This is a genomic window from Christensenella tenuis, from assembly GCF_014287795.1.
Classification (GTDB): domain Bacteria; phylum Bacillota; class Clostridia; order Christensenellales; family Christensenellaceae; genus Christensenella; species Christensenella tenuis.
This window is the reverse complement of record NZ_JACOON010000001.1, coordinates 511,683-526,124: the sequence shown is the minus strand read 5'-3', so window position 1 is coordinate 526,124 and position 14,442 is coordinate 511,683. Positions and strand designations below refer to the sequence as shown.

Below are 14,442 nucleotides of genomic sequence, written 5' to 3'. Positions count from 1 at the left end.
ATGACTGTGAAAATTGGTGTTATTTCGCTTGGATGTGTAAAAAACAGGGTCGATACGGAAGCGATGCTTGCGCAACTGCAGGACGATTATGAGTTTGTACAGGATATGCAGGATGCGGATATTATGCTTATCAATACATGCGCTTTTATCAGCGATGCACAGGAAGAATCCATTAATACGATTCTTGAAGCAGAGCAGCAGAAAAAATTTGGTAAACTGAAGGGTATTGTCGTAACGGGATGCTTGCCGGAACGTTATCATGAGAAATTGCGGCAAGTGGTTCCGCGTGTGGATGCATTTCTTGGAACTGCGGCATATAAAGAAATACGCCAGGCAATTGAAGCGGTTGTAGAAGGCGGCGATTTTACCAGTTATCCGGATCGGACAATAGATGAAAAGTTTTCACGGCGCGTGCTGACGACAGTACCGCCTACTGCATATGTAAAGATCGCCGAAGGTTGTGATAATTGTTGCAGTTATTGCGTTATTCCGTCTATTCGCGGCGGGTACCAGAGCAGAAAGCCAAAAGATATTCTTGACGAAATTGCCTCTCTTGCGCACGATGGTTACAGTGAAATTATTTTAGTTGCACAGGATACGACCAGCTACGGAAAAGACCTGGAGGAGAAGGTAAATCTTGCAGAGCTGATGGATCGGGCTGCTGAAATCCCCGGAGTGAAATGGCTCCGCGTGCTCTATAGCTATCCGAACGGCATTACGGACGAGCTGCTTGAAGTGATGTGCAGACATGATAATATCGTAAAATATCTTGATATTCCGATCCAACATACGGACGATGAAATATTACAGAAGATGCATCGCCGGAATACCTGGAAACTAACAGATGATATCATGCAAAAGATTCGCAGCGCTTCGAAGGATTTTATCATCCGCTCTACGGTAATCGTAGGTTTTCCGGGAGAGAAACGGGAAAATGTAATTCATTTATATCAAGATCTCAAAAAATACCAGTTTGATCGTTTGGGCGTGTTTTCCTATTCGCAGGAAGAAGGAACTCCCGCGGCTGAAATGGAAGATCAGATCGACGAAGAAGAGAAAGAATTCCGGCGTGATTCCGTACTGAATACACAATCCTCTATTTCTCTGGACCGGAACCAGGCGCGGGTAGATAAAATTTACGAGGTTTTGATCGAGGGCTATGATGAGCATTCCGGGCTTTTTTACGGAAGATCTTATGCGGAAGCACCGGATGTGGACGGGAAGATTTTTGTAAAAACACGCGAAAAGCTTAGTGCAGGGGAATATTATCCTGTAAAAATAACTATGGCTTATAGCTATGATTGTATGGGAGAATTGGCAAAATGAAATGGAATGTACCAAATATACTGACCCTAATCCGCATGATACTGATTCCATTTTTTGTATTGTTTTATTTTACGGATTTACCGCATTGGAACATATGGTCTGCTATAATATTTATAGTGGCGGCAGTAACAGATTGGCTTGATGGATATCTTGCACGCAAAAACAATCAGGTCTCCAATTTTGGGAAGCTATGGGATCCGATAGCTGATAAGCTTTTGGTGCTCGCAGCACTTTTGCTTCTTATGGATTGGGGCAAAGTGGGCTTTATCGCAGTATTGATTCTTGAGGCAAGGGAGCTTCTCATCGGCGGGATGCGTTCGGTTGCAGCTTCCAAAGGCGTTGTAATTGCTGCAGATAAATCAGGAAAGCTTAAAACGGTGGTGCAGTTCATTGCGATTATATTATTACTGCTCAATGATTGGCCGTTTATGTTCGTACCTGTCTCAATTGGGACGATTTTGATTTGGGTAAGCGTAGTTTTATCAGTTTACTCATGTATCGAGTACTTTGTAAAGAACCGCAGTGTATTTACAGATTGATATTGGAAAGGGAAAGCATATGGATAATAAAGGAAAAGCGTTAGACGCGGCTCTTGCGCAGATTGAAAAGCAGTTTGGTAAAGGCGCAGTCATGAAACTGGGTGACGCGGCGAGGAATATGAATATTGAGGCGATTCCCACTGGCTGCCTGGAGCTGGACGTTGCGCTTGGCATCGGCGGCGTACCGCGCGGGCGGATCATCGAGGTGTATGGTCCGGAATCATCAGGTAAAACAACTGTGGCGCTGCATATGATTGCAGAAGCCCAAAAGCTTGGAGGTGCGGCAGCGTTTATTGATGCGGAACATGCGCTTGACCCGGTCTATGCAAAAAATTTGGGCGTTGATATCGATAACCTTTATGTTTCACAGCCGAGCACGGGCGAGGAAGCGTTGGAAATCACGGATATGCTAACGCGCAGCGGTGCAATCGATATTGTAGTCGTGGATTCGGTTGCCGCCCTGGTACCGAAATCTGAAATTGAAGGCCTAATGGGGGATTCCTCGGTAGGTGTACAGGCACGCCTGATGTCGCAGGCACTACGCAAACTTGCAGGGGCGATCAACAAAACCAATACGGTTGTTGTATTCATCAATCAATTGCGCGAAAAGATCGGTGTAATGTTTGGCAACCCGGAGACAACGACAGGCGGCAAAGCGCTTAAGTTCTATGCTTCCGTACGTCTTGACGTACGCCGGATTGAGACAATCAAAGTGGGCGATCAGATGATTGGAAACCGAACCCGTATTAAAGTTGTAAAGAATAAGGTTGCTCCGCCTTTTAAAATGGCGGAATTTGAAATTTATTATGGCGAGGGGATCAGTGAACCCGCCAGTGTGCTGAATTTGGGTACACAGCTCGGCTTGATTGTAAAATCAGGTGCATGGTTCTCCTATCAAGGGGAACATATCGGCCAGGGACGCGACAATGCGCGGCAATATCTGATGGCGCACCCAGAGATTATGGAAGAAGTAAAGCAACAGGTTCTTAAAACATACGGCCTTGGCAAGTATAAAGACGAGGATGCAAAAGAAGAACCCGAGCAGGAAGAAAAGGAATAATTACGTTCACCGCGAAAGCGGGAGGCGTATCATAAAGTTTTGGTGGTGCAGTATTCTAGTCGGTACTGCCGATTCCGAAGACGGGCCTAAAAATCCGTTATAGGGCACATCGATGAAGTTTCTGGTGTTGGCTGCTGACGCCCCGTCGGGAGCTGATGCTGGGAGTTAAGAAAGAAGGGCGATCCATAAGGGCATATGGGCGTTGACCCAGCTTTCGCGGAGACCTGTTGCGGTGGTGGTGAAAACAACCCATTACTGGACGGGGAAAAACCTGCTATGCGGTACTAAGCTGTGTACAGAGTAGCCTGCCTTGAGTTGGCATGGTGGAAAATGCGGGATAATTGCAAGCCGTCTGCAGCGTACGGGCAACGGTATGCACGACTGTAAAAAACCATGCTGGCAAAAGAGACTAGGAATTGGATTTGTGCTGTCGAGGAAAGCTCCTAGACTGTATTTCAGGCAATAAGGGGATTATAGTGTGGTTTGAACAGGCAATCCGGTCGTGCGAGTGGTAACACCGCACCGGAAACTTTAAAGGGAAACCGCTTCTTTCGGCGACGGGAAGTAGTTTTTGGGGAAATCCTACCGGACCATATACTGCAAGGTCTACTCTTATTGTCACCACCAAATTTTTTTATAGATGGCCGGGTGGAAATCCGGCTGCGAGGATTCGATGAAAGTAATTAAACATTGGACTATTAAAATATTTTTTATTACGCTTTTTATTTCCGCAGGCGTTTCCGTGGCTGCGGAATATTTTATTTCTAATTTGTCTCTTCCGGCATCTGTGGGCATTCTTGCGGCTTTAATAGCTGTTGGCGTTTTATTTGATATCGTCGGCGTTGCATTTGCAAGTTGCGATCAGGCGCCGTTTATCGCTATGTCCGCAAAGAAGAACGCAAAAGCGCATTATGCGCTGAAAATGCTTAAGAATGCGGACGTTGTTTCCAATTTTTGCAATGACGTCATTGGTGATATTTGCGGAATTGTCAGTGGAGCGGCCGGGGCGGCAATTACGCTGAAAGCACTGGTGTTTGAGTTTCCTTTTCCCGATCTTGTCGTATCCATTGCTATTTCTGCTCTGATTGCTGCGGCAACGGTGGCGGGCAAGGCGTGGGGCAAAACAATTGCGCTCCGAAAAAATAAAGATATTGTGCTTGCAATTGGCACGGCTGCAAATTTTTTCAGCGGAGGCAGGAAAAAGAATGAAAAAGAGAATTGACGTACTGATTGCGGAAAAAGGTCTTGCTCCGAGCCGGGAAAAAGCCAAGACGCTGATTATTGCCGGAAAAGTAAAGGCAGGGGGAAGGGCAGTCAAGAGCCCCTCTGAACAATTTGAAGGAGATATTGCGATTGAAGTGGAAGGGCATGCTTGCCCGTATGTCAGCAGGGGAGGCCTGAAACTTGAAAAGGCGGTCAAAGAGTTTAGGCTTCGCCTAAGCGATAAAATTTGTATGGACATTGGCGCTTCGACGGGGGGCTTTACGGACTGCATGCTGCAAAATGGAGCACGATTTGTATATGCGGTGGATGTAGGGTATGGGCAGTTTGACTGGAGCCTTCGAAATGATAAACGCGTGAAACTGATGGAGCGTACCAATGCAAGATATTTAGAGAGGCAGGATGCCCCGATTGATTTTGTAAGCGTAGATGTGTCGTTTATTTCTTTGAGATTAATATTTCCCGCTATTATGCGTGTAATCGGGGGGGAGGCACAGGCGGTTACTCTGATAAAACCACAATTTGAAGCCGGGCGGGAGCATGTTGGCAAAAAAGGCGTCGTACGGGACGCACAAGTCCATGCGGCAGTCATCCGGCAAACGGTTGAACACGCGTCTTCCTGCGGGCTTTTTTTGCAGGGGCTTACTTTTTCGCCGGTAAAGGGGCCAAATGGAAATATTGAATATCTGGCTCTTTTTTCAACGGAAAAGAAGGAGTGGATTGCGGATATTGAACGGACTGTGAGCGCTGCGCACGGTGAACTAAATTGACTTGTATATCTATGCATTTTTATGTATAATAAAACAGAATGACAGAGAGAAAAGCGGAGGCTGTATCATGCTGAGAATCGGTATTTATACGAATAAAGACAAGGACCCGGGCCTCCAGGCAACAGGGAAAGTGATCAGTGCGCTTGAACTCGCCGGGTGCAGTATTTGTTATGATTCGGATACAGCTTCGTTGTTGAACCTCGCTGAATACACGGACGCGAGCAAGGCGGATGCACTTTTTATTTTAGGCGGAGACGGAACTATTCTTCGCGCGGCCCGCAAGTATGTCTCGTTCGGTTTGCCGCTGGTAGGAATTAATATCGGACATCTTGGTTTTATGAGTGAAATCAACCTTCCTGATGTGGAAAAAATGATCAGGCATGTCAAGCGGGGCGATTATGTGATTGATGAGCGTATGATGCTCGAAGCGAAGATCAACGGCGAGGGCAGACCGTTTATTGCGCTCAATGATTTTATCATTACAAAAATTAACCGTACGCATATGGTGCAGCTTGACCTTTATGTGAATGGGACGCTTGCGGAGTTTTATAATGGCGACGGACTTATCGTTGCAACTCCTACGGGATCAACAGCGTATTCCCTGTCGGCAGGCGGACCGATTATTGCGCCAAATGTGAGCTGCATGTTAATTACTCCTATGTGCCCGCATTCGCTTTACGCACGCAGCATTGTGACAAAATACAGCGATACGATCATGGTGTGCCCGCATGATGGGGAAGAGAATGTAACTTTCTCGGCGGATGGCCAGGAAGTGCAATATTTAAACAGCGCGGACAGAGTGATGATTCAGCGCTCGGAAATGAAAGCAAAATTTTTGCGGTTCACAAATGATATGTTTTTTCCACAATTGAAAGATAAGCTCGCGCAGTGGAGCGGTCCGAAAAAATAGGAGTTTTTGCCATGAAATCCAAAAGACAGAACAAAATTTTAGAAATTATCGAGAACAACGAGGTAGAAACGCAAGAGGAACTGGTAGTCCTTTTGAATGAAGCGGGGTACAAAGTAACCCAGGCGACTATCTCACGGGATATCAAAGAGCTCCATCTCATTAAGGTGCAATCGTCATCAGGGGCGTATAAATATGCAGATAATAAAAAAAATAAAGGGAATGACATGGATATCCTGATGCGCATTTTCAGGGATACGGTGGTTTCGATTGAAAGCGCAATGAATCTTGTGGTGATCAAGACGCTTTCAGGAAGTGCAAATGCAGCGGCAGAGGTTGTAGACAGTCTCCATTATGCCGGAGTCCTGGGAACGCTCGCGGGTGACAATACGATCTTTATTGCCACGACTTCAGAACAAACAGCAGAAGAGATTGTGGAACGTTTTTCTAAGATGGTGAACAGATAAAAAGAAAGTGACGCGCAAATGATACAGAGTCTTACGGTGAAAAATATCGCCTTGATAGACGAACTGAATATTGAATTCGGCAATGGTCTCAATGTCCTCTCAGGAGAAACAGGTGCGGGAAAATCAATTGTAGTCGATTCTATGAACCTTTTACTGGGAGAACGCGCAGACAGGGAGCTTATCCGCAGCGGACAGGAAAAAGCGCATGTTGAAGCGAATATTTGTATTGATTCTGCGGCGTTCGCGGATTTTTTTGATGAAAATGAACTTGAAGCAGACGACGAATTAATTATTTCCCGTGATCTGTCTGTCTCCGGTAAGAATGTATGCCGAATAAATGGAACCGTGGTAAGCCTTGCTACACTGAAGACGCTGATGGATCGAATTGTAGATCTTCACGGACAGCACGAGCACCAATCATTGTTATATGCCAAAAACCATATACTTTTTCTGGATAATTACTGCGGAAAAAAAGCGAAGGAAGCCAAAGGACGGATTGCCCAGTTGTATACGCGGCTGAAAAATGTGCAGCGGCAGCTTGATGAAACGGGCGGGGATGAAAGAGAACGTATGCGGAGTATGGATCTTTTGTCTTTCCAAATACAGGAAATCACGGAAGCAAAGATTTTTGCGGGAGAAGAGGATGCACTGAGGGACGAGCGCGAGAAGCTGAATCATGCGCAATTTATTGCCCAAACGCTTTCCAATGGATATGCGGAGCTGTACCTTGGCGGCGAAGAAGGCGGCAGCGCACTTTCACTTGTACAGGATGCCGTTCGTTTGCTATCGCAAATTGCTATATATGATGCCGCCTATGAGAAAACGGCAGAACGCCTTCAGGAGAGTGCATTTGTTTTAGAAGAGTGTGCGCACGATCTGCGCGGTTTTTCTGAATCAATCGTATTTGACGAACAGCGTCAGACTGAAATTGAAGAACGAATCGACCTTTTAGGAGGGTTGAAGAGGAAATACGGAAATTCCGAAAAGGAAATTTTGGCTTTTTGCACAGATGCGCAACAAAAGCTCGAAAAAATGCAGCATGCGGAGGAAGAAGCGGCACGGCTGACTTCTGAAATTATTGGGATACAGGATCAGTTATATGCAGAATACCAGGCATTGTCTGGCCTGCGCAAAGAAGCGGCAAAAAAGCTTTCCGCCGCTGTTTTGAAAGAATTGAATGATCTCGGAATGCCGGGAGCAAACTTTGAAGCAAAATTTGCCCCGCTTCCCGGAAGAAAAGAAACTGTTTGGCATAGGGACGGGATCGATGAAATGGAATTTTATCTCTCGACGAATGAAGGGGAACCTTTAAAGCCGCTATCTAAGACTGCTTCCGGTGGTGAAATATCGAGGGTGATGCTTGCTTTCAAAAATATTTCCGCAGGTTCGGAGGATATTTCCACTTTGATTTTTGACGAAATTGATACGGGAATCAGCGGAAGGATGGCCTTGGTCGTTTCCGAGAAAATGGCCTCGATTTCACGGTCGCGTCAAGTAATTTGTGTGACGCATCTTCCGCAAATTGCAGCCATGGCGGACGCGAACTTTTTGATTCGTAAATATTCTGCGGATGGAGCGACGCATACGAATGTCGCACGGCTTGAGGGAGCAAATATCACGGATGAGATTGCACGCCTTGCAGGGGGGATTGAAACCGAAAATGCCCTGAAATATGCAGGGGAACTGCGGCAGAATGCAGAGAAGATCAAAAGAGCATTCAAAGGGTAAAAACGGAGGTTTGCATTGGCAAGGTTCAGGCGTACATTGATTGTTGAACAAAACAATGATTACATAAACCAAATCAAAGAGATGCTTAGGGAGGAATCGGCTTCTTTTTTATGTACCACCAATGGCGGGAAGGCCTTGGAGCTTTATGACAAATATCACCCGGACCTGGTTCTTGTAGAGGCAATTTTACCGGGATATGACGGTTTTGCACTTATGGAACACATGCTTGCAGATAAAAATGTGATTAAAATTGTCCTGACGCCAATGAATCAGGACCTTATTATCAAAAAGGCATTCGAACTGGAAGCGGCATATGTGATCGTGAAGCCCTATATCAAAAAGTATTTTGTTGAACGAATTCTCGAAGCAGCGGATCAACAGGAAGAAAGGAGAATAGTGCCTGCCGAAAGCGATCAGCTGCTTGCCGGGAAGATTTCCGTTGCACTTAAAAAATTGGGTGTTCCGGTCAATATCAAAGGATATAAATTGTTGCGTGAAGCACTGCTTATGATATGTATGGATCCGGCGAAAGCGCGTCCGCTCAACTTCAACGTATATGAACCGCTTGCCCGAAAGTATGCCTCCACTATCAAATGTGTAGAACGCAACATCAGGCATGCGATTGAAACGGCTGCTACGCGCGGCGATACCGAAGCATTTTATGAATACTTTGGTTATACAATCAGTCCTGAAAAAGGAAAACCGACAAACAGCGAATTTATTGCGACGCTTGCAGAGAAAATACTTTCGCAGCAGGAATAAGAAAGGAAAAAATATGAAGGAACGGCTGACAATTGCAAAAAACTATATCGAATCGAAAACGGATTTCAGACCGGAGGTTGTGATCGTACTCGGCTCAGGTCTTGGAGATTATGGGAACACAGTAGAAGAGGTTGAGGCAGAGTTTCTCTATGCCGAAATTCCAGGCTTTCCAGTTTCAACCGCACCCGGACATGCGGGGAAATTGACCTTTGGATGTAAAGCGGGAAAAAAAATTGCTTTGCTTTCGGGACGCTTTCATTGTTATGAAGGATATCAGGCGGCAGAAACGGTAGTGCCGCTGCGTACATTGCTGATGCTTGGCGCGAGGTATGTGGTACTTACGAATGCGGCCGGGGGGATTAATACGGATTTTACCGCCGGGGATCTGATGTTAATCACGGATCATATTAATTTTTCTGCAAATAATGCACTCACCGGCCCGAATATTGATGAACTTGGCCCGCGTTTTCCGGATATGTCTTTTGCTTACTCCAAACGGCTCAATAAAATGATAGACGAAATTGCGGAGCAGGAAGGGATTGCATTGCAGCACGGCGTGTACGGTTATATGGTCGGCCCTTCTTACGAAACGCCCGCCGAGATTCGCGCCCTTCGCGTACTCGGCGCGGATGCGGTGGGGATGTCTACTGTACACGAGGCAGTCGCTGCGTCCCATGCGGGAGCGGAAACTGTTGCCATTTCATGTATCAGCAATCTGGCGGCAGGGGTTGCCAAGCATGCGCTTACCATGGAAGAAGTTCTTGAGGCGGGGAAAATGGTCGCTTCACGGATGTGTGCGCTTGTGGACGGTTTTCTGAAAAAATTGTGATGGCCTAACTGCACGAAACGTGTTAAAATTGATTCATATGTTTAAAAGCAAAAGGCGATTAAACAACAAAAAAATGAGGTATTCTTATGTTTAGTTATTTTACCGATCCAAATTACTGGATGGGGCTTTTGTACAGTATTCCCGCTGTGCTTTTGGCGCTTTCAATCCACGAGTATGCGCATGCGTTTGCTGCTTATAAGTGCGGAGATCCGACGGCACGCAATTTGGGGAGAATGACGCTTGATCCGGTGAAGCACCTGGATCCGATCGGGACGATTTGTTTGCTGCTATTCCGGTTTGGATGGGCCAAACCGGTTCCGGTCAATTCGCGTAATTTCAAACATCCGAAAAGGGATAATGTACTGGTTTCCTTATCCGGTATTATTGCGAATTTTATTATGTCTTTTATTGCATTTGCAATTTTTTTCCTGGTTTATTACAAATTAGGCTTCACCAATGAGATATTTGCCAACATTATGATGCCGATTGTCATACTGAACATCACGTTGGGGATTTTCAATCTTTTGCCTATTCCGCCGCTTGACGGTTTCCAGGTTTTGAACAGCTTTTTGCCTCATAAGGCTTCAGGAGTAATTAACATACTGTACCGTTATGGCTTTATTATTCTACTGATTTTGATCCTGACGAATGTTACCAGCATGATTCTGGGAACCTTTACGACATGGTTGGTCTATGATGTTTATACTCCGTTCTTTGGATTGTTTTTGTAGGACTTGAATGATGCCGTATACTGTTAAACTTGCCCAATTTGAAGGGCCGCTCGACCTGCTCCTGCATCTGATCAGCAAGGCAAAAATTGATTTGCAGGATATTTTTGTTTCGGAGATTACAGAGCAATATCTGGTTTATATGGATCAGATCGGCGAACTTGATATGGACAGGGCCAGTGAATTTCTCAATATGGCGGCAACGCTTTTGTACATCAAATCGCGTGCACTTTTGCCGGCGAAGCGGGAAGAACTGGAAGACGAAGATTTCGTTGATCCGGAAACGGAATTAATTGAGCGCCTGCGCGCCTATAAACTTTATAAAGAGGCAGGGGAACGCCTTGGAGAAATGGAACGCGGGGCGAAAGGAATCTACTATAAACTGCCGGAGGAGCTTGTAGATATCGAGCAGGAGATATTTATCGAAGGAAGCGATGCGGACGCACTTTATATGGCTTTCCTCGAACTTTTAAAAAACAGAAAGAAAGAGCCGGAGGAACGGCGCAGAGTAGAGATACGCCAGGATACATTCAGCATCCGGGTGCAAAAAAAGAAAATATTGGAACGGCTCCGAAGTGAAAAAAAAGTTTCCTTTTTTTCTTTGTTTGAAGAGCAGTCAACCCATATGGAAATTGCCGTAACATTTGTTGCGCTTTTGGAACTGTGGCATGTGGGGCGGCTGGCAGTCCGGCAAAATAAAGCATTTGCAGATATTGCATTGATGTACCGTGATGGGGGGAATACAGGTTGAACAAGAATGAAATATGCGGGGCGGTAATGGCCGCCCTGTTCGTCGCCGGCGATGCCGTTGAAATATCGGTTTTCGCGGAACTGTTCGGCATGGATCCCGATGAGCTGGATATTCTCATACAGGAAATCCTGGAAGAAAAAAAGAACCGTGGAGAGGGCCTGCTGCTCACGCGCGTGGGTGATAAAATACAGCTCTGCACGAATCCAAAATATGCGGATTATATCAAAACCCTGCTTGCTCCGGATGAGCATATGTCGCTTTCCAAATCGGTGCTCGAAGCGTTAAGCATTATTGCCTATAAGCAGCCTGTAACACGTTCTGAAATTGATGAAATAAGGGGTGTGCGTTCGAATTATGCGGTGACAACGCTTGTTGAAAAAGGATTGATTCATGTTATTGGGAAAAAAGACGTCCTTGGGAGACCTTCTCTTTTTGCGACGACAGATGAATTCTTACGGCATTTTGGGATATCGTCGCTAGAGGAACTTCCCAAAATAGACTTTGAGGAACTGGAACAAGACAGCCTGGAATAAAGGCTGTTTTTTATGGAGAAAGAATTATGAGATTACAAAAATTTTTAGCAGATGCAGGAATTGCTTCACGCCGGAAAGCGGAAGAATTAATTGCGGCGGGCCGCGTTGAGGTAAACGGGAAGACAATACGTGAAATGGGTTATCTCGTCGATCCTGAAAAAGATGTGGTGAAGTATTTGAATAAGCCTGTAAAACCTATGAAAAGGAAAGTTTACCTGATGCTCAATAAGCCGGCAGGGTGCGTATCAACCTGTCATGACGAAAGTGGCCGGAAAACGGTCATGCAATATGTAAAAGATGTGAAAGAGCGGCTCTATCCTGTTGGGCGTCTTGATTTCACAACGGAAGGTTTGCTTTTAATGACGAACGACGGCGCGCTTACCAATGCGCTTACGCACCCGCGCCATAATGTTCCGAAAAAATATTTGGCAGTGGTGGATTCTGAGGTGACAGAAGAAGAACTCGCACAACTTGCCAAGGGAATTGTGCTGGATGACGGATATAAAACGGCGCCCTGCATCTTGAAGCTTCTTTCCGCCGGAAAAGACCGCAGTGAAGTACTGTGCGTTATCACCGAAGGAAAAAACCGGCAGGTGCGCAGGATGTTTGCTGCAATTGAAAAAAATGTATGCTACTTGAAACGCGTCGCTGTTGGGGATATTAAGTTGGGAAATTTACGGAAAGGTACCTATCGTATGCTGACAGACGAAGAGGTGGCTTATTTAAAGAAATTTATTTCTTTGTAAAAAAATAATATTTTTGGCAGGGATGTGAAGGGTACGTGTTGAATTTGTATAAGTAGGATAAATTTTTAATTACACAAATGATTACCGGCACGTTCGCATCGAACATATGGTATTCAGACTGGCTGGACGTTTGTCCGGACATGTGTAACTTTGTTTTTATTTTAAATTTTTAATGTGGAGGTATCATAATGGGCAAACTGGAAGAGCTCAGGCAAAAGAACGCAGATGTTCTTGCGGGGAACGAGCAGAACGTTCAGGCTCAGCACGCCGCCGGAAAAAAGACTGCGCGAGAGAGAATCAGCAACCTGCTCGACGAGGGTAGTTTTGTTGAAATCGAAAAGTTTGTAAAGCGTACGTTTGCAACACCGAGATTTGAGGCTGCAAGCGAAACGGGAGAGGGTGTCGTATGCGGCTACGGAACAATTTCAGACCGGGCGGTATTCATCTATGCGCAGGACTATACGGTCCTTTCAGGATCGCTTTCCGCAGCGCATGCATCCAAAATTATCAAGGTCATGGATATGGCTGCGAAAAATGGCGTACCGGTTATCGGCGTGCTTGACTCGGGCGGTGCACGTATTTCAGAAGGAATTGCGGCAATTGGAAGTACGGCGGCAATTCTCGATAAGTATAGTGAAATTTCAGGCGTGGTGCCGACCATTACGGTTGTAGCCGGGCCTTGTATCGGCACGGCGGCGTATATTACGGCAGTCTCTGATTTTACATTGATGGTTGATGGAATTTCAACGGTTGCGCTGCATGGCCCACAGATTTATGCTTCAGCCTTGGGAAAAGGGATTGAAGCGCAGGAATTTTTCGGAGCGAAAAATCATGCGGAAAAAACTGGCCTTGCACAATTTGCATGCGTAAATGAAGAAGAATGTGCTGGAACTGTGAAAAAACTCATTTCATTTCTGCCGTCGAACAACCTCGATGAAGCTCCTTATGAGATGACGGGCGACGATCTTAACAGGCAACTTCCGTTTACGGGAGAAGAAACTTATGATGCACGGGCAGTCATTTCCGCAGTTTGCGACGGGGGCGATATGCTTGAGCTGCAATCTGCTTATGCTCCTGATGTAGTTCTTGCTTTTGGCAGGATTAACGGGAACGTATGCGGCTTTATTGCCAATGCAGACACGAATCTCACAGGTGCGGGCGCCAGAAAAGCTGCGCGGTTTGTGGAGCTTCTCGATGCATTTAATATTCCGGCAGTGACACTTGTAAACTGCGGCGGTACGAAATTTGATGTGGAGGCAGAACAGGATTCGCTGATTCAGAATGCAGCCCGCTTGATTTCTGCGTATGCGCAGGCAGGAATTCCTAAGCTTACCCTTGTGACGGGAAAGGCGATAGGGGACGGGTTTGCCGTAATGTGTCCCAAAGCGCTCGGCGCAGACCTGGTTTATGCATGGCCGGATGCGGAAATTTCCTCGATGCCTTCCGAAGCGGGCGCGCTGGTCCTGTATGAAGATGAAATCAGCAAAGCGGAAGACGGAGTTGCCGCGAAAGCACAAATGAAAGAAAAATATATTGCGGAATATGCGAATCCATGGCAGGCTGCGGCACAAGGCGTAATCGACGACGTAATCGAACCGGCGCATACCCGTCAGATTCTTATCGCCGCACTTGAAATGACGATTTCAAAACGGGAAAATAAGCTGCCGAAAAAACACGGCGTGCTTCCGCTCTAGGAAAGGTGGATCGCCATGAACAGTGGACTAAGTTTAGCTGAAAAATTATCCATAGCCGGTGAAACAACGGCACTCGGGCTTGTAGTTGTTTTTGCCTGCCTAATCCTGTTGATTGTTGTAATTATGATTTTATCAGTCATTCTGAGAGATCGTAAGAAGCCGGAATCAAAACTAGAGAAGGCGATTGAAAAGCCTTTGCCGGAAATGCCTACGGTGCAGGTGCAGGATGATGAACTTCTTGCGGTCCTGACTGCGGCGGTTGCGGCGGCAATGGAAAGTGAAGGAAGTTCAACGCCTTTCGTTATTCGCTCTTATAGAAGGACAGGTGGATCCAGGGCATGGAATCGTGCGGGACGGGATTCACAGATCACGAATTGGTAA

16 protein-coding genes are annotated in these 14,442 nt (G+C 46.0%); all 16 read left to right on the top strand.

The genetic code is table 11. The features are described from left to right. Nucleotides 1-1,326, top strand: a complete 1,326-nt coding sequence (gene rimO / locus H8S18_RS02555; protein WP_186856728.1) for a 30S ribosomal protein S12 methylthiotransferase RimO — start codon at nt 1-3, stop codon at nt 1,324-1,326. Then, nucleotides 1,323-1,865: a CDP-diacylglycerol--glycerol-3-phosphate 3-phosphatidyltransferase gene (gene pgsA, locus H8S18_RS02550; RefSeq protein ID WP_186856727.1), complete on the top strand. Its 543-nt coding sequence runs from the start codon at nt 1,323-1,325 to the stop codon at nt 1,863-1,865. Before rimO ends, pgsA begins: the two co-directional genes overlap by 4 nt. Before the next feature lie 19 nt (nt 1,866-1,884). After that, nucleotides 1,885-2,925: a recombinase RecA gene (recA, locus tag H8S18_RS02545; protein ID WP_186856726.1), complete on the top strand. Its 1,041-nt coding sequence runs from the start codon at nt 1,885-1,887 to the stop codon at nt 2,923-2,925. Nucleotides 2,926-3,598: 673 nt separating this feature from the next. After that, nucleotides 3,599-4,147 carry a hypothetical protein gene (locus H8S18_RS02540; protein ID WP_186856725.1) on the top strand — a complete coding sequence of 183 codons (549 nt, stop codon included), beginning with the start codon at nt 3,599-3,601 and terminating at the stop codon, nt 4,145-4,147. Continuing rightward, nucleotides 4,131-4,916, top strand: a complete 786-nt coding sequence (locus H8S18_RS02535) for a TlyA family RNA methyltransferase (protein WP_186856724.1) — start codon at nt 4,131-4,133, stop codon at nt 4,914-4,916. Before H8S18_RS02540 ends, H8S18_RS02535 begins: the two co-directional genes overlap by 17 nt. Before the next feature lie 67 nt (nt 4,917-4,983). Beyond that, on the top strand, nt 4,984-5,826 hold the full coding sequence (locus H8S18_RS02530; protein ID WP_186856723.1) for an NAD(+)/NADH kinase: 843 nt from the start codon (nt 4,984-4,986) through the stop codon (nt 5,824-5,826). An 11-nt stretch (nt 5,827-5,837) separates the two neighbouring features. After that, nucleotides 5,838-6,290: an arginine repressor gene (locus H8S18_RS02525; RefSeq protein ID WP_186856722.1), complete on the top strand. Its 453-nt coding sequence runs from the start codon at nt 5,838-5,840 to the stop codon at nt 6,288-6,290. A gap of 18 nt (nt 6,291-6,308) precedes the next feature. Beyond that, nucleotides 6,309-8,018, top strand: a complete 1,710-nt coding sequence (recN, locus tag H8S18_RS02520; RefSeq protein WP_186856721.1) for a DNA repair protein RecN — start codon at nt 6,309-6,311, stop codon at nt 8,016-8,018. Between the two features lie 15 nt (nt 8,019-8,033). Next, entirely contained in the window at nt 8,034-8,780 is a 747-nt protein-coding gene (locus H8S18_RS02515) for a sporulation initiation factor Spo0A C-terminal domain-containing protein (RefSeq protein WP_186856720.1), read from the top strand. Nucleotides 8,781-8,793: 13 nt separating this feature from the next. After that, nucleotides 8,794-9,609 (top strand): purine-nucleoside phosphorylase, encoded by an 816-nt coding sequence (locus H8S18_RS02510; protein ID WP_186856719.1) that lies wholly within the window; start codon nt 8,794-8,796, stop codon nt 9,607-9,609. An 86-nt stretch (nt 9,610-9,695) separates the two neighbouring features. Beyond that, nucleotides 9,696-10,340: a site-2 protease family protein gene (locus tag H8S18_RS02505; RefSeq protein WP_186856718.1), complete on the top strand. Its 645-nt coding sequence runs from the start codon at nt 9,696-9,698 to the stop codon at nt 10,338-10,340. A gap of 7 nt (nt 10,341-10,347) precedes the next feature. Next, nucleotides 10,348-11,088, top strand: coding sequence for a segregation and condensation protein A (locus H8S18_RS02500; protein WP_186856717.1), 741 nt, complete (start codon nt 10,348-10,350; stop codon nt 11,086-11,088). Continuing rightward, nucleotides 11,085-11,621, top strand: coding sequence for an SMC-Scp complex subunit ScpB (gene scpB / locus H8S18_RS02495; RefSeq protein ID WP_186856716.1), 537 nt, complete (start codon nt 11,085-11,087; stop codon nt 11,619-11,621). Before H8S18_RS02500 ends, scpB begins: the two co-directional genes overlap by 4 nt. Nucleotides 11,622-11,647: 26 nt before the next feature. Then, the gene (locus H8S18_RS02490) at nt 11,648-12,367 is read left to right on the top strand and encodes a pseudouridine synthase (RefSeq protein ID WP_186856715.1); all 720 of its coding nucleotides are present in this window, start codon (nt 11,648-11,650) and stop codon (nt 12,365-12,367) included. A 188-nt stretch (nt 12,368-12,555) separates the two neighbouring features. Continuing rightward, complete coding sequence (locus H8S18_RS02485; protein ID WP_186856714.1) at nt 12,556-14,061, top strand: acyl-CoA carboxylase subunit beta; 1,506 nt, start codon at nt 12,556-12,558, stop codon at nt 14,059-14,061. Nucleotides 14,062-14,076: 15 nt separating this feature from the next. Next, nucleotides 14,077-14,442: an OadG family protein gene (locus H8S18_RS02480; RefSeq protein WP_186856713.1), complete on the top strand. Its 366-nt coding sequence runs from the start codon at nt 14,077-14,079 to the stop codon at nt 14,440-14,442.